Source organism: Ulvibacterium sp. (assembly GCF_028285715.1).
Taxonomy (GTDB): Bacteria; Bacteroidota; Bacteroidia; order Flavobacteriales; family Flavobacteriaceae; genus Ulvibacterium.
The window spans coordinates 72,973-96,721 of the sequence record NZ_JANQOO010000036.1 but is presented as its reverse complement, the minus strand read 5'-3'; the positions used below and the strand labels follow the sequence as shown (position 1 = coordinate 96,721).

Annotated in this window: 16 protein-coding genes; 15 read left to right on the top strand and 1 reads right to left on the bottom strand. The window is 41.7% G+C overall.

Annotation, left to right across the window (positions count from 1 at the left end; genetic code table 11):
• Window positions 1-119 precede the first annotated feature (119 nt).
• Window positions 120-1,631 carry an endonuclease/exonuclease/phosphatase family protein gene (locus Q0993_RS21815; protein ID WP_299537541.1) on the top strand — a complete coding sequence of 504 codons (1,512 nt, stop codon included), beginning with the start codon at window positions 120-122 and terminating at the stop codon, window positions 1,629-1,631.
• A 56-nt stretch (window positions 1,632-1,687) separates the two neighbouring features.
• Window positions 1,688-2,668, top strand: coding sequence for an endonuclease/exonuclease/phosphatase family protein (locus Q0993_RS21810; RefSeq protein WP_299537539.1), 981 nt, complete (start codon window positions 1,688-1,690; stop codon window positions 2,666-2,668).
• Window positions 2,669-3,048: 380 nt separating this feature from the next.
• Here Q0993_RS21810 and Q0993_RS21805 read toward each other — a convergent pair whose 3' ends face one another.
• A complete protein-coding gene (locus Q0993_RS21805; RefSeq protein WP_299537535.1) occupies window positions 3,049-4,074 on the bottom strand; it encodes a metallophosphoesterase in 1,026 nt (341 codons plus the stop codon).
• 461 nt (window positions 4,075-4,535) lie between these two features.
• On the opposite strand from Q0993_RS21805, the gene Q0993_RS21800 reads away from it, so the two are divergent.
• The 13 genes from Q0993_RS21800 (at window position 4,536) to Q0993_RS21740 (ending at window position 23,720) form a co-directional block, all read left to right on the top strand.
• Complete coding sequence (locus Q0993_RS21800; RefSeq protein WP_299537533.1) at window positions 4,536-6,341, top strand: glycoside hydrolase family 2 protein; 1,806 nt, start codon at window positions 4,536-4,538, stop codon at window positions 6,339-6,341.
• 497 nt (window positions 6,342-6,838) lie between these two features.
• Window positions 6,839-8,158 carry a gluconate:H+ symporter gene (locus tag Q0993_RS21795; protein WP_299537529.1) on the top strand — a complete coding sequence of 440 codons (1,320 nt, stop codon included), beginning with the start codon at window positions 6,839-6,841 and terminating at the stop codon, window positions 8,156-8,158.
• A 1-nt stretch (window position 8,159) separates the two neighbouring features.
• On the top strand, window positions 8,160-8,624 hold the full coding sequence (locus tag Q0993_RS21790) for a RidA family protein (protein WP_299537525.1): 465 nt from the start codon (window positions 8,160-8,162) through the stop codon (window positions 8,622-8,624).
• A 95-nt stretch (window positions 8,625-8,719) separates the two neighbouring features.
• Window positions 8,720-9,784: a membrane dipeptidase gene (locus tag Q0993_RS21785; RefSeq protein ID WP_299537522.1), complete on the top strand. Its 1,065-nt coding sequence runs from the start codon at window positions 8,720-8,722 to the stop codon at window positions 9,782-9,784.
• A gap of 405 nt (window positions 9,785-10,189) precedes the next feature.
• Window positions 10,190-11,935, top strand: coding sequence for a serine hydrolase (locus tag Q0993_RS21780; protein WP_299537519.1), 1,746 nt, complete (start codon window positions 10,190-10,192; stop codon window positions 11,933-11,935).
• Window positions 11,936-11,946: 11 nt separating this feature from the next.
• Window positions 11,947-12,783 (top strand): LytTR family DNA-binding domain-containing protein, encoded by an 837-nt coding sequence (locus Q0993_RS21775; RefSeq protein ID WP_299537517.1) that lies wholly within the window; start codon window positions 11,947-11,949, stop codon window positions 12,781-12,783.
• Between the two features lie 341 nt (window positions 12,784-13,124).
• Window positions 13,125-14,411 (top strand): DUF6786 family protein, encoded by a 1,287-nt coding sequence (locus Q0993_RS21770; RefSeq protein WP_299537515.1) that lies wholly within the window; start codon window positions 13,125-13,127, stop codon window positions 14,409-14,411.
• Window positions 14,412-14,498: 87 nt separating this feature from the next.
• On the top strand, window positions 14,499-16,085 hold the full coding sequence (locus Q0993_RS21765) for a sulfatase-like hydrolase/transferase (RefSeq protein ID WP_299537513.1): 1,587 nt from the start codon (window positions 14,499-14,501) through the stop codon (window positions 16,083-16,085).
• 266 nt (window positions 16,086-16,351) lie between these two features.
• The gene (locus Q0993_RS21760) at window positions 16,352-17,371 is read left to right on the top strand and encodes a LacI family DNA-binding transcriptional regulator (protein WP_299537511.1); all 1,020 of its coding nucleotides are present in this window, start codon (window positions 16,352-16,354) and stop codon (window positions 17,369-17,371) included.
• Between the two features lie 46 nt (window positions 17,372-17,417).
• The gene (locus Q0993_RS21755; protein WP_299537509.1) at window positions 17,418-21,029 is read left to right on the top strand and encodes a glycosyl hydrolase-related protein; all 3,612 of its coding nucleotides are present in this window, start codon (window positions 17,418-17,420) and stop codon (window positions 21,027-21,029) included.
• Window positions 21,030-21,078: 49 nt separating this feature from the next.
• Window positions 21,079-21,774, top strand: coding sequence for an RraA family protein (locus Q0993_RS21750; RefSeq protein ID WP_299537506.1), 696 nt, complete (start codon window positions 21,079-21,081; stop codon window positions 21,772-21,774).
• A gap of 43 nt (window positions 21,775-21,817) precedes the next feature.
• Window positions 21,818-23,278 carry a sugar porter family MFS transporter gene (locus tag Q0993_RS21745; RefSeq protein WP_299537503.1) on the top strand — a complete coding sequence of 487 codons (1,461 nt, stop codon included), beginning with the start codon at window positions 21,818-21,820 and terminating at the stop codon, window positions 23,276-23,278.
• Window positions 23,279-23,294: 16 nt separating this feature from the next.
• Window positions 23,295-23,720 (top strand): hypothetical protein, encoded by a 426-nt coding sequence (locus tag Q0993_RS21740; RefSeq protein ID WP_299537500.1) that lies wholly within the window; start codon window positions 23,295-23,297, stop codon window positions 23,718-23,720.
• Window positions 23,721-23,749: the final 29 nt, after the last annotated feature.

The following is a 23,749-nucleotide window of genomic DNA, read 5'->3' as shown; positions in this document are numbered from 1 at the left end:
CATTCACAATGATGGTTCTACCTGTTAAACCTACTTTAGTATTCGTTTTCGTTTCATTGCTGTTCCATTTTATGATATTTGGACAATCATGGGAATCAAAGCCCTATTTTCATTTTGGCATGGAATCCCTTGCAGGGGACAATCAACGGGACTTGGGCGAATTGTCTTGTGATTCCTTAGTTCCGGGCATAAACGGCAATGCTTTCTCCTTTGGTGTTGGAGAAGGTAGAAAAACCTTTGCTCTGGTAGAAAGTAAAAAGCCTTTGTCATCCATATGGGCCGGTGATTTTTCAATTATACTATGGGTCTCCACCAAATCAATGCACAAGGAATATGAAGTTTTGGCTTCAAATAAAATATGGAACAATGGCTACGTTAAGGATTATACCACCAATGCCGCATTTGGTATTAGCAGGACTTCCGGCTCAAATAAGGGCTGGGCGATTATAAGCCAACCGGATGGCAGCTGGGCCTGGAATATTGGTGATGGAAAGCATAGGTTGGATTATAGACCCACTGCTCCCAGACAGCAGATCAATGATGGCATGTGGCATCAAATAGCTTTTTCGATTTCACGCTTCACGAATGAAGCATACCTCTATTTTGATGGTATTAATGTTGCCATATACAACATAAAGGGTTTTGGCGATTTGGGAAATGAAAATACCGTTTCGCTGGCAACGGACATTCTTGCCGAAAGTGATGCCCCATCCTTTCAAGGTGCTCTGGATGAATTTAAAGTGTATGACCGTACCCTTAACGCTCAGGAAATGGCTGAAACATATTCGAAACTAGTACCTGCCGCCAAACTTCCAGAACTGTTCGTTGAGCCGGTCAAAAGTTTAAACCTAATGGCCTGGAATATTTGGCATGGCGGTAGGAGGCATGGCCGGGAAATAGGCCCCAAACAGGTCATCGATTTTATCAAAAATACAGGTGCGGACATTGTAATGATGCAAGAAACCTATGGATCGGGTGCATTGATTGCAGATGCCCTTGGTTATTACTTTTACCTTGCCAGTACCAACATTTCGGTAATAAGCAAATACCCCATCCTATCTACCAAAGCACCTTATGACGCCTTTCGATTGGGAATGACTACCATAGAACTGAGCAAAGGACAGAAAATCAATCTTGCCAGTCTATGGATCCATTATCTCCCAGCTTGGCAGGAGGATGTACAAGCCCATGATGCCACTCCAGAAAAAATTGTACTTGGAGAAGAGGCTACACGACACAGGGAAATCAAGGAAATACTGGAGCTAGTACGACCAGAAATAATAGGTGCCAATAGGATTCCCCTAATCATAGGCGGCGATTTTAATAGCCCCTCTTTTAGGGATTGGACGGAAGAAACAAAGGAATGGCATAATAACATGATTATAGAATGGCCGGTAAGCAAGGAAATGGCCGAGGCTGGGTTTAAGGATTCTTTTCGTGAAGTAAGGCCAAACCTGGAGTATAAAGCACGTACCATGTCAGCCAAAAGCCTGACAAATAGAATAGATTATATCTACTTTAAGGGGAAACAATTGCGTGCAGTCGATTCTGATATGCATTTCCAGTTTAAGGGAGCTTGGCCCAGTGACCATCCAGCCATAACCACCACTTTCGCCATTGAAAGTGAATAGGCTTAAATCGATTGCAACCGCAAAACAAAACACGTAAATATAAAATAGTGAACAATATGGGAACTGTACACCTTTACAATTTTGATAAAGAGCAACTTTCATTGGAAAAACCTATAAAATACTCCTTCTTGAGGCTGTTCACTATATTGCTTTTAGGCCTTTTGCCCATAGTTATTTTAGCACAAGAAGAAACCTCCAAGCCTTCTCAACAGCGGCTAAAAGTAATAAGTTATAACATTTGGAACGGTTTTGATTATGGTAAGGACAAAGAGCGCCAGCAAAATGCTATCGATTGGATAAAGGCACAGAACCCGGATGTGGTGGCCTTGCAGGAATTGAACGATTATACCCTGGAAAAGCTTTTGCATGATGCCAAAAAATGGGGGCATTCCCATGCGGAAATTTTAAAATCTGACGGTTATCCCGTAGGTATTACTTCTAACAAGCCTATTACCGTAAAAGAGCGAATTTTGGAAAATATGCACCATGGCGCTTTACATTGTGAAACCTGGGGCATCGATTTCTTTGTAATACACTTTTCGCCTTTTAGCTTTACGAAGCGCCATGAAGAAGCGGACATTATCCTTTCCAAACTGGAAAAGGTGAGAAAAAATCAAGATAAATACATCGTTCTTGGCGATTTCAATGCGCTATCCCCGTTTGATGCCCAATTCTATAAAGGCAATAACAAGATGTTAGCGGCCATGAAGGAATCGGAACACAAGCATGAACACATCCGTAATCTGCATATGGGCCGATTGGAATATGGAGTAATGGCCAGGTACGTTGGGTTTCCGTTGCTAGATGTCGTTCAGATACACACCAGGGAACTTGAGGAACGTTTAAGCTCACCATCCCAAATCTTTGAAAAGGATGTGGACAAAGGCCGTTATGGTCATCCCAAACGAATCGACTACATTATGACATCTCCTGCGCTAGAAGGGGTTTGCACCTATGCCCGTGTCCATAATGGGGAGAGTACCTACCATCTTTCCGATCACTATCCCGTTATAGCGGTATTTTTGTTGGGAGACTAAAGCAACTCGATTGAAATTTCAATATAGCTTCCTTCATTAAAATAATGAATAAATTCAATTTTTACTGTAGAACCGGATTCATCTGGAGCTACTTTCTTTCCGATGCCAATCTCTTAATCAAAAGTTAAGGACTCTCCTTGGATAACTTTCCAATTGCGGTATTACTTCTCTTCGGGAATCCAATGTGCAAACCTCCCGTATCCCCTAATTGCCATGAATATCCATAATATAGTGAGCTAAAAGTATTGTTTGCTTTTAAAAAGTGCACCGAAAGCAAATTTTTTTGTGGGCATTACTATGGCGGTATCTGCAGAAAGTGGCATGTTTTTGATGCGTTTTCTTCTGTTCATTTTGGAGTATGGGAATGCCGCATTACATATCTAAAATATCAAGCTCTTGTCCTGATTACGCATGGGTAGAAAGTCAATATCCAGATAACCGCCGCTGGCATTGTCATCAGCTACAATTTGGGGTTTCCCCTTTAATATCTCAATGGAATTGCGATGGATGTGCCCCGAGAAAATACCCATAAGGTTGGGCGCACTAAAGACTTTTTTATGAAATTCGAAGGTAGTCTGGGTATGGCCTTCCTCGGGCCATTTCGGTCGCCTTTCCAGTTCAAAGTTTCCATCTGTTTTGGCTCCCCAATCCGGATTTCCGCAACCGAAGCCAACCCCTTTACCGGGAGCATACAAAGGAATATGTACCAATAGCACGAAGGGCATCCCGCTTGCCAAATGCTCCTTAAAAAAGGCCAACTGCTCCTCATTGATCTGGTAGGTGGAATTATCTATGGCCAAGAACCGAATCCCTTTTATATCATAGGCTGCCATTAACGGATGGTTCCCTTGATATAGTGGTAATAGCCTTTTTCGAATCCAGGTGTCACGCAGGGATTCCAACGGACCCTCCATACCTTCGTAATGCCAATCGTGGTTCCCGGCCGTATAGATATGCGGAATCCCGGTTTCCTCTAGCTTGGAGACTACCCATTCAATTGCCACCTCGGAAGGAAAACTAAAAATATCGCCAATTAAAGTAATCAAATCGGCATTTATCTCTTTGGCGTAAGCCAGGGTCTTGGCAAAGGCTTCCTTCGGTTCGGTTTTTTCACCTGTCTTAAAATGGAAAGTTTCATTATATGCCTTCGCCATCCGCCCACTATATTGTTGGTAGGGGATTCCTCTTTCGTCATCCGTGAACAAGTGCGTGTCTGCTATATGTACTACCTTCATCGGTTCTTTGATCGAATCCGAATAAAAGGATACCTTTTCCTGATCCATGGTGGCACATACCTTAACAGGCCTTACGCCCTTTTTGTCGGGTGTGTTGGTAAAAGAAACGGTGGTTAGTCCCAACCCGGCCACGGCCGTAGTGGTTTCCTTAAAGAATGATCGACGTTTCATATTTGTGATGTGTTTTTTGTTATTAAAACCAATTACCACCAAGATAAGTCATTTTCATAATGATAGTATTTGAATTCATTTTGTTGATGTCTCCATTGATGTGTTATTTTTGAATTTGTAATGTAACGAATTGAATACTCGTCGCCCCTGAGTTCGTTATCGCTATTTGTACCATCCTTATGGTGGTCAGCAACTATGCGACTATTAAACCAATCTCAAAGTGCGGAGCAATATTGCTAATACATCCAAAATGGATTCAATTAAAGGAGGGCTTTCAAAATATATTTCGAAAGAATGGAAATCGTTACTCGGATGCGTTTGGAAGTCGAAAGCCATTTTTGATGAATGACGAGGCCACACATGAAAGTGGCCCTTGGCGCAAATTGATAATTTTAATTAACATTACTTTCTTTATCATTGGAGATTAAGTGTAATCGATTAAGAGCAGCAAAAGTACACAGATGAAAAAAAGTTTAGCCTTTGTGACCCTGGTCCTTGTAACCGTTCTATCGGCACAAAAGAAAACGGTCCCCGGCACCCACTTAAAAGGAGATTCACCCATGGTTACGCCTTGGGCGGAGAATGTAGACAAAAATAATCCCTTGCCCGAATACCCAAGGCCTACAATGGTCCGCGAGAAATGGAAAAACCTTAATGGGGTTTGGCAATTTGGCGAAGCACGGCCAGGTGAGTCCCTGCCAAAAAGGCTCAAAGAAAATATTGTGGTTCCTTTTCCATGGGAGTCTTATATATCACAAATCAATCGCGAGTTGGATTCCCAACACGCATGGTACAAACGTAGCTTTACGGTTCCCAAAAGCTGGAAAGGGGATAAAGTACTACTCCATTTTGGGGCTGTTGATTTTGAGGCCACGGTTTTTGTGAACGACAAATATGTAGGAAGCCATAAAGGCGCATATGATGCCTTTTCGTTTGACATTACCTCGTATCTCAACACCACGAGTAATGAGCTAACCGTTTTGGTTCGTGATCCAGGTACTGATGAGGCAATAGCCTATGGCAAACAGAACAATGATCGTTTTGAAAATCCGCAACGATTTGCCTACACCCAATCTTCGGGAATTTGGCAGACAGTCTGGTTGGAGGCAGTACCCAAAACTGCTTATATAGACCATCTGAGCTTGGTACCCAATATAGATAAAGAAAAAATAACCGCTCAGATAAATCCCAATGCCGGAGTAGATAAAGAGCTGATAGCCGAGGTTAGCGTATACGATGGCATCACCTTGATAAGTAAGGGCGAAGGATTGATTAACGCTCCTTTTGATATTGAAGTCTCCGACCCAAAGTTATGGTCACCAGACCATCCCTTTTTATACGATATTATAGTAAAATTGAAGGACAGCACAAAGGTTTTGGATGAGGTGAAGTCATATATGGGCATGCGAAAAATCTCCATAGAATCCGTAGGTAACCTTAAAAAGATATTTCTGAACAACGAATTTTTGTTCCAAATAGGCCCACTGGATCAGGGCTATTGGCCCGATGGCATCTATACGGCTCCAACGGATGAAGCCCTAAAATGGGATGTGGAAATGATTAAAGAATGGGGTTTTAATATGATTAGAAAGCACATTAAAATTGAGCCCCAGCGTTGGTATTATTGGTGTGATAAACTTGGGATATTGGTATGGCAGGATATGCCAAGCACGTTCGGGACACGAACCGAGTCGGAAAAAAATCAATTTGAGTTAGAGTTGTCACGAATGGTAGATGGTTTTGGCAACCATCCTTCAATTATCATATGGGTCGTGTTCAATGAACATTGGGGAATATATGATGTGGAACGTCTTACAAAAAGTGTCATGGCGCAAGACCCGTCGCGCCTGGTCATCGGCAACAGTGGCATTGATGCGGGTAGGCCCAATATAGATTATGAGGTAGGTCATATTAAGGACAACCATTCCTACCGACCGCCTTCGGTGCCTTTTGCCACGAATAAACGTGCTGTGGTCAACGGGGAATATGGAGCTATTGGCTACAAGGTTCCCGATCATATTTGGGATTTGGATGGTCCTTGGGTACACCACAATTATGAAGGTAAAGAAGCAGCTACCATGGAGTACGAGCGCTTTATTAAGATGATTGTGGACGATTTTCAAAAAGAAGGTTTGAGTGCTTCGGTCTATACACAATGGACCGATGTTGAAAACGAGATGAACGGCCTTTATACCTATGACCGTAAAGTAATTAAATTGGACAAAGGACGGGTAACCCAAGCCAATAAGGCTACCTACAAAAAATAGAATTGAAGGATTTTTATATCCGCCATCCATATAAAACCTTAGTGGAATGGGCGTTGACGCTATTCCCTTTACTCGAAGGAATATTTGAACCTTATTAAAATCCGAATATTGCAAAAGGATATTCACCGCATGATAATTGCATCGGCCTTGAGAGCAGATTAACCCTTCTTTCCACCGAAAATAATCACCAATACCAGTAGTTCCGAAATACTATTGGATAAGCCAGAGCAGCTAAAACAGGTTGTTTAGGTCCGATGTAAATGTTCGATTTCTATCTGTTTGGAATGCTACTACAATTAGGTATGTCCAAGGATGATCGGTTCTATGACCACTAAAAAAGGCCCTAATGGGTTTCAAAAGAAATCTACTCAAAGGGAATTGTTCAACAAACATGGAAAAGTCCTCCTTTTTATGCCAAAAAGTACTTTTTTATAACCTAAAACACCACTATTTTAGGGGGCTTAAGCAGAACCATAACAGCAGTAAGAAATAGACGTATGCCTCTTTTGATCATAATTGCCGGAATACTATTACTCTTTGTTTTAATAATTGTAGCAAAGCTGGACACCTTTATTTCTTTTATAATAGTATGCATTACCGTAGGTATCTTCCAAGGTATGCCGTTGGACAGTGTAGTATTATCCATTCAAAAAGGTATTGGCAATACCCTTGGTTTTTTGGTAATGATTATTGGTTTAGGTGCCATGCTAGGCAAACTGGTTGCAGATAGTGGTGCTGCCCAAAGAATTACATCAAAACTTGTTAATGCCTTTGGTTTAAAATATATTCAGTGGGCTGTTGTTATTGCCGGCTTTATTGTTGGTATTCCTATGTTTTATTCCGTAGGGTTCGTAATACTAATTCCATTGGTGTTTACTGTCGCGGCTTCTACGGGTTTGCCTTTAATATATGTAGGTCTCCCTATGCTTACTTCATTATCCGTTACGCATGGTTTTTTGCCACCACATCCAGCTCCAACTGCCATTGTGGGAATGTTTGGCGCAGATACCGGAAAAACATTGTTGTATGGAATCTTAATAGCTATTCCCGCCATAATTCTAGCAGGACCATTATTTGCAAGAACCATTAAAAACATAGAGGCAACACCTCTTAAGGAATTTTACAACCCGGTAATTTTAAAGGATAATGAAATGCCCAGTATGGCTGTTAGCACCTTTACCTCCTTACTTCCGGTGATACTGATCATGGTATCTACCGTTTTGATAAACTTCATTCCGGAAAAGGGTACGCTATATCTTATAGTGGGTTTTATCGGTAATCCTGTTATAGCTATGCTTATCTCGGTTCTTGTAGCTATCTATACTTTGGGACTTTACCAAGGCAAAAAAATGGGGGAACTGATGCAATCCATTTCCAATTCAGTTTCCAGCATTACCATGGTTTTGTTGATTATTGCCGGTGCCGGAGCACTAAAACAGATTTTAGTGGATAGTGGTGTAAGTGATTATATCGGGGAACTACTTAAGGGCACCGATGTTTCTCCATTATTTTTAGGATGGATGATAGCTGCAATTATTAGAGTCTGTGTAGGTTCTGCAACGGTGGCAGGACTTACGGCCGCAGGAATAGCATTACCTCTTGTATCAGGAACAAGTGTCAACCCGGAACTCATGGTACTGGCCGTAGGTTCCGGTAGTTTAATGTTGTCCCACGTAAATGATGGCGGATTCTGGATGTTTAAGGAATATTTTAATCTTTCCATAAAAGAAACACTTTCTACATGGACGGTAATGGAGACCCTAGTCGGCGTTATTGGTATAGGTGGAGTTTTGTTATTGGACACAATTTTAACGTAATATGAAAAAGTTACCTTCAGAAAGAATTGAGGAGTTGGGATTGGTTTTGCCCCCGGCACCAAAACCCAAAGGGGTTTACATACCTGTGCTCGTAGTTGATAAGTTCCTATATGTTTCAGGTCATGGACCTGTACGGAACGATGGAAGTTTGGTGCAAGGTCGGCTGGGAGATAACATGGATATAGATGGGGGATATTCAGCGGCTAGACAGGTAGGATTGACCGTACTTTCATCGATAATTACGCATTTTGGAAGTGTTGATAGGATTAAGCGTGTAGTAAAAGTATTGGGTATGGTCAACTGTACTCCAGATTTTGTAAATCAGCCCGCTGTAATTAATGGTTTCAGTGAATTAATGGTAGATATCTTTGGTACGGAACTGGGGATAGGTGTGCGGAGTGCTGTGGGTATGATGCTACCTGACGGTATTCCGGTGGAAATAGAAGCTATGTTCGAATTGCATTGACAAGCATATGTTGCGCAATCCGGAGTAAAAAAGGAAAAATACAACTCTCCCTAGGTAAATAAGGAGAAATCAAAAAATAACGGTTTACCATATTTATGTTCATATTTGACGCACATCTAGACTTGGCCATGAATGCCCTGGAATGGAATAGAGACCTAACATGGACGGTTGATGAAATCAGAAAAAGCGAAGTTGGAATGACCGATAAACCGGATCGGGCCAAAAACATGGTTTCGCTTAATGCAATGAGGCGTGGGAACATAGGAATTTGCGTAGCTACCCAAATTGCACGTTATGTAAAGAAAAATAGGAAGATACCTGGCTGGAAATCCCCATTTCAGGCATGGGCACAAACACAGGGCCAACTTGCTTGGTACAAGGAAATGGAACGTATTGGTGAGATGGCCCAAATCCGGGACATTACAACACTTACTAACCATTTATCACTATGGGAAGGCGCTCTTGAAAAAAAACCAATAGGCTATATTTTGAGTTTGGAAGGTGCGGACTCCATAGTATCCATGGATCACCTGGAAAAATCATATGAGGCAGGTCTTAGGGCAATAGGTCCAGCCCATTATGGACCTGGAACCTATGCCTACGGTACAGATTCCTCTGGAAGTATTGGTCCTAAGGGTAAGGAGCTCCTAAAAAAAATTGAAGAACTAAGGATAATACTGGATGCCACCCATCTTTGTGATGTCAGTTTTTGGGAAACCATGAGTGTTTACAACGGCCCGGTTTGGGCAAGCCATAGTAATTGCAGGGCGCTTGTAAATCACAATCGACAATTTAGCGACGAACAAATTATGGAGTTGATTAGGCGAGAAGCCGTAATTGGTGTGGCTCTTGACGCTTGGATGATGGTGCCAAATTGGATAAGAGGGGTGTCAACTCCAGAGGAAATGGGAGTTACCCTGCATCAAATGATTAATAATATTGACCATATATGTCAGCTTTCCGGTAATTCTTTGCATGTAGGAATTGGAACAGATTTAGATGGAGCCTTCGGAAAGGAACAGGCACCCAGTGATCTTGATACCATTGCCGATCTTCAAAAGGTCCCCAATATGCTTGCCAACAAGGGATATAGTCAGGAAGATATAGAGAATATTATGTTTAAGAATTTTGTTGATTTTTTGAAAAGAGTTTGGGTATAATGGAGTTTTCCCTTTGAATACTAATGGAAGAAATGTGAAGCTTATCACTTTCGGATTTTTATAAATCCTTCGCTAATTTCTAAGGACAAATAACCGCGCTTGGCCTTATTCAAATATCACAATCTAGTAGATTGTCGACTTCACTTGCAGGGCACATGATCTCTATTGAATATAGCTATGTTCATATCGATTCGGTAAATATCCCCCAACATCAAAATGCAACTCATTTTCAATGAATTTATGTAGTGAAATTGCACTAGGGACCTAACCTATCAAAGCATTGCCCTATGCGTTTTGGTGCTTGCACACATTTCAAGTATAAAAACATATCGCTTCATCCCATTTTAATACAATTTCGCTTTTTGAAGGCCAGATTGTTTGTTGTTTTGGCAAAAAACATCAATCATGAAAAAAACGACTAAACACTATTTGTACCTACCTATTCTCCTGATGTGGTCAATGGTATTATCCCAAAAACAGAGTGAAGAGCTTACCAGCTTCCGGCAATCATTTGACAAATTCGTACCCAAAAAAATGAAAAAGCACAATGTAGTCGGGGCAAATGTGACCGTAATTTTGGATGGTGAAGTTGTGGTGGACAAAGGATTCGGTCTTTCTGACTTGGAAAGTGGGTCAAAGGCTGATTTGAATACCCCATATCCCATAGGATCAGTTTCCAAGGTGGTTACGGCAACGGCCGTGCTCAAACTTTACTCTGATGGGAAAATCGATATCGATAGGCCCTACACCGATTATGTACCCGATTTTGTAATGAAGAAACACTTTTCTGGCCCCATAGATTTCACAATAAGGCACCTATTGTCTCATTACGCGGGACTACCAAGGCTAAGAGCCAAAGGGTTTTTAAAAAAGCGACCACTACCCTTGGATAGCCTTTTGATCCAAAGTCGTAACGAATATCTTATTGCCCCGGCAGGAAAAGTATACCAATATTCGGATTGGGGAGTAGATCTATTGGCTTTATTGGTACAACGAGTAGCTGAGATACCGTACTCGGAATTTGTAACTGCAAAGGTATTTAATCCCTTGGGTATGGATAATTCAGGTTTTGGTCCAGTTGACACCAAAGGGTATGTGAACGGAAAGGAAACCCCGACCTATGAATACAGTTGGCCAGGATCTGACGGGATTTACTCCACTACTTCGGACCTTGCCAAATTATGCCAAGTCTTTTTTTTAAGGAAAAATGATGATGACCATCTTTTTTTGAAACCTGAAATAGTCGGGGAAGCCCATACACTACATTTTGTAGATGCCCCAATGGCGTATGGGACCCAGATAGGTCTAATGTGGGAAATACAACCGTATCAAGGATTCAAAAGGGTTAAAAAAGGTGGAATCCACGAACCGTTCTATAGCTATATCTTTTACATTCCTGAGAAACGGGCTGCAGTAATCGTATGCAGCAACTCCAATGCCTCAAGCCGTCTGCACTGGGATATTTGGTCAAAAACTTTTGATTTTCTATCCCAAAGACATGATTTAAAAAGGGGTATGCGCCAAATAAAAAGGGAGTTGGGTAAAACAACCTTGACCAATAGCCAAATGAAGGAACTGGGAGGTTCCTATAGCACTGATCTAGGGATCTTGAACCTGCAACCTGCTGGCAAAAAATTCAATGTGACCCTTGGTCTGGATAAGCAAAAAGGAATTGCCACGGTCCATGAAGATAATTTGCTTAAATTATCGGTAAAGAAGATGGGCATCAAAATTCATGCAATGGACATATTTTGGGATAAGATCGGAAATGAACTTGTGGTCGGGGAACAATACGATAGCGGAAGACGGAACATCGGAGGGGCAAAAATCAAAAATACCCAGATCCCCCAATCATGGAAAAAGGCAGTCGGAACTTATGAAGTGGTCAATTACCAAGCAATTGATCACAGAACCGTTGAAAAAGCGGAATTGTTAGTGAACGAGTTTGGCGTTTTGGAACTTAGATACCATGTATCATACCCCAACACCGCGGATTTTCAATTGGGGCTTTCACCTCTGTCCGATACCTTGGCCATTATTCCAGGTTATAACTTTGACTTTTTTGGTGGAGAGACAGTTGAACTGACCAAAGCAAAAAATAACTTTGAATTGCGATCTTCAGGCTTTAGATTTCAAAGAATCACGGAATAGTAATTGTAACAATGGGCTTGTCCTTCTTTCGACAAAGAAAACAGGATGTATCGGAAACGCAGGAATTACTTTTTAAGTGGCCTTACGTGGGACTTATCACCTTTTCCATTACTACTCTCAATTTTTTAGTTACTTATAACCTTCGGGGTGCAACTTTGCAGTATGTAAATTTCTACATCATTGATTTGGTGACCACCTACCTGATTATTAGGTTTTACGCCTTTGGTCTCCGGGTCTTGAACAGGAAGGTGCCATTGCGCGGTGATTTTACGAAAAGGGTTACCTATCAATTTACTTTGCACACCTTGAGCGTGGTCATTTTTAGCATCTTGATTAATGAGTTTTTGGACCACCTTTTTTTTAATGGGGAACGTCTTTCCCTTTCCTTTGAATTTTATACACAGGATACGGTATTGGCCCTAGTGTTCACCTTGTTGTTCCATTGTCTATATTTGGGACTTTACTTGCTGTCGGTCAAAAAGCTGTCCTTGGAAGAGGGGACAAAGAGAATTAAAGTCTTTCAGGGTACGGCCCATAAATTTGTGGATCTAAATGACATTATCTGTATTTATACCTCCTTGGGCAACACCTACGTTGTAGATGGTCACTACAACAGGTTTGTGTCTGAAAAGACCTTAGGCGAGTTTGAGGAATTGGTTTCCCAACATTTTTTTAGAGCCAACAGGCAGTTTCTGGTTACCATGGCCATTATAGACTCATATAAGAGTGCCGGGAATGGTAAAGTGGAACTTTTTTTGAACGCAAAAAGTATTGACGATTTGAATAAGAGTATTCATGTAAGCAGGAGCAAAGCATCCTCTTTTAGGTCATGGTTGAGGAAGGGATGAATATATAACCAGTTTATAGGTAGAACTGATGGGTCTACTTTATTAAAAAAATAATCTTTATAGATTTAAATTGAGCCTATGAAGCTAATGGAATTCATGTCAATTGGCATATGGAAAAACCATAGGTAATTTATGAATGTGATTTTAAAGCCGTCTTTGTGATATGGGAGATAAGAAATATTTGAAAACTGCAGGATGGATGTAAAACTTTTATAATTTAATCAAAGCACCTAATTTTTTGGTTTAATTTATGACAACCCTTCATTAAGATGTACCTAGTACATCTTGCCATTCTGACAAATGAAGTAAAATCATATCTTGGACATTCTAAATCAAAGGTTATGGACGTAAGAACTAAAAAATATGGCAATCATTTTCTGATATTCGGATTGGTGTTCATGGGAATTGCGTGCAAGGAAAAGCCAAAAGGGAATACCCTTAAGGAAAAATCGGGACAAACAAGTGTAGCACGAATAGATGCTTTGAACAGTTATGAAAGTGATGTTTCCTTCCTAAGAGAATATATGGAAATTATTGAACTTTCCGATGCAAATGGTTCGGGTAGGGTCGCTGTTTCACCGGTTTTACAGGGGAGGGTAATGACCAGTACCACAAAATCCGAAGATGGTCAAAGTTTTGGGTGGCTCAATTACCAATTGATCCAATCCGGTGAGGTCAAGGAACACTTCAATCCGGTAGGAGGGGAGGAGCGTTTTTGGCTGGGACCGGAAGGTGGTCAATTTTCCATTTACTTTAAACCGGGTACTTCGTTTGAGTTTAAAAACTGGTATGTTCCCAAGGAATTGGATACGGAGCCGTTCGAAGTGACCGAAAAGAGCGGGAATCAAGTTAGCTTCAAAAAGCGGATGAGCCTGTTGAACTATTCTGGAAATACATTTGATTTGACCATTGACCGAACGGTACGCTTAATCAACAAGGACAAAGTTGCCAATGTATTTGGATTTACCTTGGAAGAAGGAATTGAAATGGTGGGGTTTGAGACCGAAAACAAATTGACGAATGTTGGGGACAGTGCCTGGAATGAGAAAACGGGAATGTTGTCCATTTGGATTTTGAGCATGCTTAATCCCAGTGAGAATACCTACGTAATATTACCTTTCAAAAAAGGTAGTGAATCGGATTTGGACAAAGTGCTGACGGATTATCGATTCAGTGGGGATCAGATTCCAACGGATAGATTGTCGATATTAGAGGATAAAGGGGTCGTCCTCTTTAAAGCAGATGGCCAAAATAGAGGTAAAATAGGGATATCCCAAAGGCGGGCCCTGCCCATGGCGGCTAGTTATGATGCGAAAAATGCGGTATTGACATTAGCTTATTTTAGCCTGCCCAAAGAGGAAAGAGGGTATGTAAATTCCTTGTGGGAATTCCAGGATAAACCTTTTGCCGGTGATGCCGTCAACTCCTATAATGACGGTCCGTTGGAAGATGGGACCCAATTGGGCCCCTTTTATGAAATTGAGAGTTCATCACCTGCTGCGGAGTTGGGAAAAAATGAATCTTTGATCCATATCCATGGTACGATCCATTTGCAGGCGGAAAAGGATAAATTGGAAAAAATAACCAAAGAACTATTCGATTTGAGGTTGTCTGAAATTAAGATCTAATAAGTACATTCTTAGACGGATAGAAATCAGGATAATACTTAAATTACTGAATTAGGTTAAGAGCCTAGTAACCACTAAAAATTGAAAATGGATCAAAGGATACGTAGAATTCGGTTAAAATTAGAATTGTGCCTAATTGTAATGGCAGTGACATCCTGCAAGAATTCGCCCGAACGGACCCAAGAAATAAGAACTCGACCCAATATCGTAATGATTATGGTCGACCAGATGCGTTTTGATAGGTTTGGTGCCGTTGGGGATACTGTGATAAAAACCCCAAATATTGACGCCCTGGCCGCAGCGGGCCTGCTGTTCAAAAATTCGTATTGCCCCTCACCGGTATGTGCCCCTTCAAGGGCATCAGTAAAAACCGGGATGTTCCCTCCAGGCAACGGGATGGTCACCAATTGGGTACCCTTTAAGGATAAGGTGGCGGATACCGTTAGTATCGACCGGTATCTATTACCTAAGAGGCTTAAGTCACAGGGATATAAGACGGGACTTGTGGGAAAGCTGCATTTTGTTCCTACCGACAGCATGTTTGGATTTGATCATAGGGCACTCAATGATGCACCCTATTCCGTATACGCGAACGATGACAAAAACTCAGATTACATAAAATGGCTAAAGGAAACCCATTTCAAGCAAAGCGAAAAAGACATTGTGGAAATATTTGATGAGGACGAAAGCTACTATCCTGATGATATTTATAAATTCATCATGGGAAGCGGATGGAGGACCGAAGCACAGCATGATATTCCTTGGACTGCCGAGGAATCCATCAGATTTATTGAAAACAGCGACCCAAATGAGCCATTTTTTCTGTTTACCTCTTTTTTTGGCCCCCATCAACCTTACCTTGCCCCTGCACCATGGGACACTATGTATAATCCTGATGATATGGAACTCGGACCAAGGTTCTATGCCAATATGGAAGACAGCCCAATATTTAAAAATAGTCCCTTCGGAAAACTGTCAAAAAAGTTACGGGCTACTTGGACCGAACGCAAATACAAGGAGACCCTTGCCGCATATTATGGCCAAATCTCCATGATCGATTACTATATGGGGAAGATATTGGATCAATTGAAGAAAAAAGGAATATGGGAAAACACGTGGATTGTGTTTTTAGCGGACCATGGCGACTTTAATACTGCCTATGGTACTTTCTTCAAAGGGGAGATGTACGATGTAAGCGCCAAGATTCCTTTGATTATAAAACCCGCGGCGGAATACATGAATAGTGGAACAAAGGAAGAGCTGGTCAATTCCATTGATACATACGGGACCATATTGGATATTGCTGGAGACAAGGAATGGGCTAAGCTTCCGGAAATGGAGTCCAAAAGCCTCCTCCCATTTTTTGAGAAAGGGGATGATGCTGCTCCAAAATGGAAAAACAAGGTGTATTCCATAATCGGGAAAGATTCCGATAAGAACCTATGTATGTTGCGCTCAGGCAATCTAAAAGTTATTCGAAAAGCAATGGCGAATGGTGAAGCTGTTTACGAACTCTACGATTTTGACAAAGATCCGCTCGAGACAAAGAATGTATGGGACGACCCTATCTATATGAAGCTTCGGAAGGAGCTTAAGACGGAACTTGATAATTGGTGGAAAAAGCAAGCCCAACGTTATCCTGAAAAAATAGATAACTCCTTTCAGGTCAATTAGTTTTGGCAGTCACGAACGATTTGCCTTAAATTTTTTGGAACTTATAAACAAGCTCATAAAACCTGTAGTGCCAAACGGCACCTAAAACTTCACTGGGGATTATTCAAAAACGAAATACGGTTCCGCCTTTTTTCAACAACAGGTCATTCTAAACAGTCCTTTTTGAACCCAGCTTAATGCAAGGTTCCTTTTTTTAAGAAAAAAAATCTTTGATAACCACAAAATTTTCATACATTTGGTTAATTAACTAAATCGGTTTAGTTAAATTGAAAAAGATTTTTCTAAAGGATATCGCAGCGGAGTTGAACCTGTCCAAGACAGCAGTTTCGCTCGTGCTGAACAATAGGGGGGACGAGAACAAGATCAGCAAGGAAACCCAAAAAAGGATTCTGGATTTTGCCCGAGAAAACAACTACAGACCCAATCAAATGGCTAGGGGGCTGAGTTTGGGAAAAAGTGAGACTATTGGATTGATTGTACCCAACATCTCCGATATTTTTTATGCCAGGATTGCCCATCATATTGAACTCAGGGCCAAGATGCTCGGATACAATGTTGTATTCAGTAGCTCCAATGAAGACGCGGAGATGGAAAAGGATTTGATGTATTCCATGTTGAATCGACAAGTTGATGGATTGATTATCGCTTCTACACAGAAGAACAAAGATGAGATTTTGAAATTACAGCAAGCCAATTTTCCGTTTGTGTTGATTGATAGACATTATCCTGATGTAAGGACCAACTATGTAATCGTTGATAATTTGGGCGGTGCAAAGAACATAACTCAACATTTGTTAGGGAATGGTAGAAGGACTATAGGCCTAATAAGTATTAAAAGTGAATTAGATGCCATGCTACAAAGGCGTCTGGGCTATGAAACGGCTCTTAAGGATTGGGGTCTCGAAATAGATACCGGAATACTTAAGGAATTGGACCCATTCGCCTATAAATCCGAAATGAAAGGAGCAATCAAGGATATGGTCAATGGATCAAAGTGTGTTGATGCCATTGTGTTTACTACCCATTACCTGGCGGCTTCGGGGCTTAGGGAACTTAAGTTATTAAAGGTTCAGGTGCCGGAGGAGGTGGCAATAATTAGCTTTGATGAGCTTGGTGCCTTTGATTTGGTAGATCCACCGATTACTACAAGCAAACAACCGGTTGATGATATCGGAAATATGGCCGTAGAAATTTTGGTCAACGATATTGAAAAGAAGAATATGAAAATTGAAAACCAAAGCATATTACAGACCCAGCTATTGATCCGAAAATCTTGTGGGGTTTAAATTTATCCAAAAACTAAACCGATTTAGTCAAGCAAAAACTATTCCCATGAAACATCAAAGTCGCCATCTAGCTCTCAAAATGGCCTGCTATCTAAGCCTTTCCTTTTGTCTAACCGGCGCGGCATTTGCCAATCCGAATAAACCCACTCCCGATAAGTCCGATGCTATGTTTTTTCACGAAGGCAACGGAAACGGACACATCCAGGAATTGAACGTAAACCACCGTTTGTACAACATTGGGAAAAATGATATTGAGGGCTACAAGGAAATGCTCTCTGGATCTGAGTTCTTTTTATATCCATCCTTACGGGAAGATATCAATGTATCCATGATTGCACGGGCTACTACGGGAAAAATGGGCTTTGAGTTTCTCACCGGGGAGGTACCTACAGATTATTCCTTGGATAAGGTCACCTTTCTAATGTTGAGTGACATTGACCTAAACCTAAGGGAATCCTTTGATATTCATGTAAATGACCGATTGCTTTTGACCTTTAACTCCAATGAGGATGGAACACTTTCGGTTACCGACAATCCCGGTAATGGCGACGCAGAATATATTCTAGTGAGACGGGATGGCAATGGCGATGGCATTGGGGTATTCCGATTAACGGTTCCTATTTCCTATGTTCAAAAAGGCAAAAGCGCCAAAGTAAAATTTAACGGCCATAAAAAGAACTCCAACTGTTGGGTCATGATCTTTAAGGCCACTGACGCGGTAGAACGCATTAAAAAATCGGTATTTACGGAAGCGGCCTTTGTAATCAAACAAAAAAATGAGGTGTTGTACGTAGATGCGCCCGAACATTTTTCGGGAAAATCCGTTTACATAATCAGTGATGGCAAGAGAAGCAAGCGTGGAACTTTTAAGGCGCAAGGCGAACTTTCCAAAGCTTCCTTCGCGATCAAAGCACCTAAAAATAGTTTTTCCATTGTCTATGACGGTACTGAAATTGCACTCGAATTCGAAAACGGGGACGGTACGATGTCCAAGACGGATATCAAGGGTAAATATCTCTACCATCATAGTACCAACAACAATAAGGGTTGGTTTGCTTCTTTGACCAAATTATACAAACCCGAATTTTTTGAGACCTATGACGATTTTTTTGACAAAAAATATGAGGACGGGTTGGTCTCCATCATGAATTCCAGTCATCAGGATATCGCTTGGGTAGACCGCCCCGAAGTCTGTATCATTCTCCGGGACACCTTATTGTTAAGGCCAGTACTCAAGGATGCCTTTATAAGGGATGATTACGGTTTTGATATCGAGGATGGACTAATGCTAAGGGAATATTTGGAAAGACATCCGGAATCCCAAGAACAACTGACCACGTTGCTGAATAAAAAGTTGATATCTGTTGGAGCCACCTATAATTGTCCCTATGAAGATATGTATGATGCCGAAGATCAGGTAAGGCAGCTATATTTAGGTAAGAAATGGGTAAAAAAGACCTTTGGCGGCTACGATTCCAAGGTGTATTGGAATGTTGATGTACCTGGTAAATCATTGCAAACACCGCAGATTCTAAAGAAAGCCGGGGTGAATTATATGGTAATTAGTAGGCATGCCAAAGGAATGTTCCATTGGGCAAGTCCGGATGGCAGTTCGGTCTTTACCTACTCCCCGGGCCATTACGGTAATGATTTGCTTTATCTATCCAGAGACCTGAACAATAAAATGAAATATGGTGCGGAACAAGTGTTGTATTGGGAGAAGAATTTTAAGGGAAGCGAAATTCAAACTCCATTGCTATCGAGCCAGGATATGCTTCCTGCAATCGATTATTCAGAGTTTATAGATTCTTGGAATTCCTTTGATTCCTTAAAAGACGATAAAGGAACCGAAAAGGGGGTGTTCCTTCCAAAAATGGAACTTATGACAATTGATGAGTTTATGCCCTTGGCGGAAAAAAAAGCAACCCAGGTAGATACCATTGCGGGGGAACGTCCCAATGTTTGGGTCTATATTCATGGACCGGGACATCATGATGCGTTAACAGCCAGCAGGGAGGCCTCAAAATTGTTGCCTGCCGCGGAAAAGTTTCTTTCCATTGCCCACGTTATCGACCCTAAAAGAATGCCCTACCCGTTTGAAGAATTTGATGAGGCCTGGCAAGCCAAAATTTATCCGGATCACGGCTGGGGTGGTCATGATGGCGATATTACCGATAATTTATTTAAAGAGAATCTCGTAAAATCGAGGACCATGGGGAAAGCCCTCTTGCAAAAAGGTGTTGATTTCATTTCCAGTAGAATCAAAAAAAATGAAAAATTGGGTACTCCCATCGTACTATTTAACAGTCTTTCATGGAAGCGAACCGACCCGGTCACTACATCGGTCAATTTTGCCAAAGGGAACCTTAAAAATGTCACGATACTCACTTCGGATAGAAAAAAGGTCCCGACGCAAACCAGCAATACCGAGTACTACGATGACGGAAGCTTGAAAAGTGCCGAAATCACTTTCATCGCTCAAAATGTACCTTCCATAGGTTATGCCACCTATTATCTGGCCGATGAGAAGGTAATGGTACCACAATATGAAAAGATGGCAAATACAACTTCTTATGAGAACCCTTTTTACAAAGTAAGTTTTGAAAAAGGAGGCATTGCGCAAGTGTATGACAAGGAGCTTAAAAAGGAGCTTTTTTCAACAGATAACCTTAAAGCGGGAGATGTTTTTACTTTGCAATCCGTTGGAAATGGTGCTGGCGAATTCGGAGATGTACAACAGCCGAGTATGGTAGATTTTGACAAGGTAAGTTTGCACAATTCAGAATGGAAGATTTTGGAAAATGGCCCTGTCTTTACCAAATACAGATTAGAGCAAAAAATACTACATGCCATTGTAAGACAGGATGTTACCCTATATCACGATTTAAAGCGCATGTATTTTGACGTCACGCTTCGTAATTGGACGGGAGAGCTTTATCGTGAGTTTAGAACCGCTTTTCCTGTGAATATGGACAAGGCCGAAATTGCCCATGAGGTCCCTTTCGGAAGGGTACGTGTGGGCAAGGATGAAATAAAGGCCGCCGGTGAACGCTATACTCCACTTTGTAAGGATGTACATCCTAGGGCCATTATAGATTGGATCTCGGCGACGGAAGATGGGATGTCGATAACGCTGAGTTCATCCGTAGCGGCGGCAGATTGGATTGACCCTACAGAACACAGCTCGGGAAAGGCCGTTTTACAAAATGTATTGTTGGCCAGTAGAACCTCATGCCATTGGGAGGGCAATGAATATTCCCAAGCTGGCCAGCACAGCTTTCATCATGTTTTGACATCGAACAAGGCCGGAAGTATCCAGGGTCAAAAAATTGCCAAACAGAAAAACGAGCCGTTGCACGTGGAGGTATATCCAGATACTTCTACAAAATCGTTCTTGCCGGAATCCCTGAGTTTCTTTTCAATAGATTCCCAGGATGTATTGATATCGACTATTAAAAAGGCGGAAGACTCCGAGGATATTATCACTCGGATGTATAACGTAAAAGATACTGAAGAAAAGGTAAATCTTACCTCTTATTTTGATATCAAGTCGTATAAGCGAACCAATATAATAGAGGAAGACCCAAAACCGATACCTCCTGAATTACAGCTGGGTAAGTACGCCATAGAAACCTTTAGTTTAGAAGTTGATGAATAATATATACAAAGTAAGTACCCTTTAAGGGCTTAACCCTAAAAACCAGAGTATGAAGACGTTGTGGAAAACCGACCGAGAACTGTACGAAATAGCAAGGAAGGAGCTTTTTGTGGCGCTTGTAGGTGATATTTTGGATAAAATGGGGTATTTGCACCAGTTTCTATCGCCCCATATCAAACCTTTGCATGATGATTTTGTTGTTATAGGAAGAGCGATGCCCGTTCTTGAGTCGGATGTATTTGATGAGATTTCTGAGAGCACCCATAGCCCTATACTGAAAAAACCGTTCGGGATTATGTTCGAAGCCTTGGATAGCTTAAAGGAGGGTGAGGTCTATATATGTTCCGGATCCTCACCGGAATATGCGCTTTGGGGGGGACTAATGAGTACCAGGGCCATTCAATTGGGTGGCGTTGGCGCTGTCGTAAACGGATGGTCTAGGGATACCAAGGAAATTTTGAATCTTGGGTTCCCGACATTTTCCTATGGGGGCTATGCCCAAGATCAAGGTCCAAGGGGCAATGTTATCGATTATAGGGTTCCAATAGAGATTGCCGGGATACGGGTCAATCCAGGGGATATCGTCTATGGAGATTTGGATGGGGTGTTGATTGTACCCAAAGAAGCGGTAAACGAAGCTTTCACCGGGGCCATTGAAAAAGCGCGCGGAGAACAATTGGTGAAAAAAGCATTGCAGGAAGGTATGAGTACCGTAGATGCGTTCAATAAGTTCGGCATTATGTAACACTGGGGGTATGCCAAACCATTCGATGAAAACGAAATAATGTATGGGCGATAAAAAATCGAATTATCTACTGGGAATCAGTTTTGTCTCCACTATAGGTGGTTTTCTCTTTGGATATGACACGGCCATTATTTCGGGCTGTAATGCCTTTTTGGAACGGCATTTTGAACTGTCTCCGGCCGAGTTGGGTTGGGTGGTATCATCGGCCTTATTGGGTACTATTTTTGGTTGTATCGTTGCCGGATCCATTACGGATAAACTAGGTAGAAAAAAGGCACTGATTTTGGCCGCTTCCTGCTTATCCCTTTCGGCTTTGGGCTCCATGTTGCCACCCCAATTTTTGGGCGATTTGGAAAATGCATATTGGTTTGTTTCGGATGCCGGTATGGCTTACAATCTGTTGATTGCGGTCCGTATCATCGGGGGAATTGGAGTAGGCATTACTTCGGTTGTGGCCCCTATCTACATATCAGAGCTTTCTTTACCGGAAAACCGGGGCAAAATGGTATCTCTGTACCAACTCTCCATTACTTTGGGAATTCTTTTGGCGTTTCTAATCGATTGGATTGTACTGAACCAAGCCGGAGATTTGGCCGGTGTCATTTCCGATGAAGCTTCCGGATTTTGGAATTGGTTGTTCGTGGAGGAGCTCTGGCGCGGCATGTTCGGCACGGAAATCCCCATTGCGCTCTTGTTTTTGTCTTTGCTTTTCATCGTCCCGGAGACGCCCCGCTGGCTGATTTCCAAGGGACGAAATGAAGAAGCGATGGCTATTATGGTGAGACTAAATGGTAGGGACTATGCCCAATCTGCGATGAATGAAATAGAGGAAATGATTACGGAGAAGACCAATGGATTTAAGGAGTTGTTGCAACCTTTTTTGCGTATTCCCCTCTTAATAGGCGTTTTGCTTCCTATGTTCTCACATTTAAGCGGTATTGCAGCAATAATGTATTTTGCCCCCAACATTATCAATGAATCGATTCAAAGTGTGGAAAGTGCCTTTTTGGGTGCCGTGTTGGTGGGTCTGGTAAACAGTGCATTTACTTTTGTGGCCATTTTGAACATTGAAAAATTTGGTAGAAGAAAATTGTTGTTGGTCGGGGTTATCGGGGCATTTCTGTCCTTGACGGGAGTAGGCATTTTATTTGCCTTAGGGTCACAATATGTGATTGTTCCCTTACTCATGTACGTGGCCAGTTTTGCTTTTTCCTTTGGTCCCATCGTTTGGGTCATCATCAGCGAAATTTTTCCGACCAAGGTTCGTGGATTGGCAGTGGCCCTTGGCAGTTTTGCCCTTATGGTCACCGGCTTTATCATAACGTTGACCAATCCTATCCTCATTGAAAACATTAGGCCTTCGGGCACCTTTTTCGTTTATGCCGCATTGACGCTTCCGGCCATCTGGTTCATTTGGAAGTTTGTCCCTGAGACTAAGGGAAAAACACTGGAAGAAATCGAAAAATACTGGCGCGTGCGTAATCAATCAAATAGTGACGGATAAATAACTACCAAAGCATATGATAGAGTCCTATAAAATACTGGAAAACGGATATCACCCTTTTTTAATTCGGGATGGCTGGCAAGTGGCCCAATTGAACTATATGCCTGAACAGGACATGGATAACATTAATAGATTGGACATTCACCATTTAACAGATGAGGTTTTTATTTTGTTGCAAGGAAATGCCGTGTTGATTTCTGCGACTATCCAGACGGGAACGGTAACTTTCGAATTAACGCTAATGGAACCGGGCATCACCTATAACGTTCCTCAGGGCACTTGGCACAATATAGCCATGACCGAAGGGTGCCAAACGATCATCGTAGAAAAATCCAATACACATGTCTCTGATTTTGAACATTTTGAGCTTAGTGAAGTACAGATTAAAGAACTGAGGAATAAGGTGAGCCCCCTACTGGATGTAGTAGACAGAATGAACTGAAATCCAACAGTGAATACATATCACACGAA

What these genes read in the sequence shown, in the direction of transcription:
- Q0993_RS21750 (WP_299537506.1), top strand. Translation starts at nt 21,079, where the DNA reads ATGAAGACGTTGTGGAAAACCGACCGAGAACTGTACGAAATAGCAAGG.
- Q0993_RS21745 (WP_299537503.1), top strand. Translation starts at nt 21,818, where the DNA reads ATGGGCGATAAAAAATCGAATTATCTACTGGGAATCAGTTTTGTCTCC.
- Q0993_RS21785 (WP_299537522.1), top strand. Translation starts at nt 8,720, where the DNA reads ATGTTCATATTTGACGCACATCTAGACTTGGCCATGAATGCCCTGGAA.
- Q0993_RS21740 (WP_299537500.1), top strand. Translation starts at nt 23,295, where the DNA reads ATGATAGAGTCCTATAAAATACTGGAAAACGGATATCACCCTTTTTTA.
- Q0993_RS21775 (WP_299537517.1), top strand. Translation starts at nt 11,947, where the DNA reads ATGGGCTTGTCCTTCTTTCGACAAAGAAAACAGGATGTATCGGAAACG.
- Q0993_RS21800 (WP_299537533.1), top strand. Translation starts at nt 4,536, where the DNA reads ATGAAAAAAAGTTTAGCCTTTGTGACCCTGGTCCTTGTAACCGTTCTA.
- Q0993_RS21810 (WP_299537539.1), top strand. Translation starts at nt 1,688, where the DNA reads ATGGGAACTGTACACCTTTACAATTTTGATAAAGAGCAACTTTCATTG.
- Q0993_RS21755 (WP_299537509.1), top strand. Translation starts at nt 17,418, where the DNA reads ATGAAACATCAAAGTCGCCATCTAGCTCTCAAAATGGCCTGCTATCTA.
- Q0993_RS21770 (WP_299537515.1), top strand. Translation starts at nt 13,125, where the DNA reads ATGGACGTAAGAACTAAAAAATATGGCAATCATTTTCTGATATTCGGA.
- Q0993_RS21815 (WP_299537541.1), top strand. Translation starts at nt 120, where the DNA reads ATGGAATCCCTTGCAGGGGACAATCAACGGGACTTGGGCGAATTGTCT.
- Q0993_RS21790 (WP_299537525.1), top strand. Translation starts at nt 8,160, where the DNA reads ATGAAAAAGTTACCTTCAGAAAGAATTGAGGAGTTGGGATTGGTTTTG.
- Q0993_RS21805 (WP_299537535.1), bottom strand. Translation starts at nt 4,074, where the DNA reads ATGAAACGTCGATCATTCTTTAAGGAAACCACTACGGCCGTGGCCGGG.
- Q0993_RS21765 (WP_299537513.1), top strand. Translation starts at nt 14,499, where the DNA reads ATGGATCAAAGGATACGTAGAATTCGGTTAAAATTAGAATTGTGCCTA.
- Q0993_RS21780 (WP_299537519.1), top strand. Translation starts at nt 10,190, where the DNA reads ATGAAAAAAACGACTAAACACTATTTGTACCTACCTATTCTCCTGATG.
- Q0993_RS21795 (WP_299537529.1), top strand. Translation starts at nt 6,839, where the DNA reads ATGCCTCTTTTGATCATAATTGCCGGAATACTATTACTCTTTGTTTTA.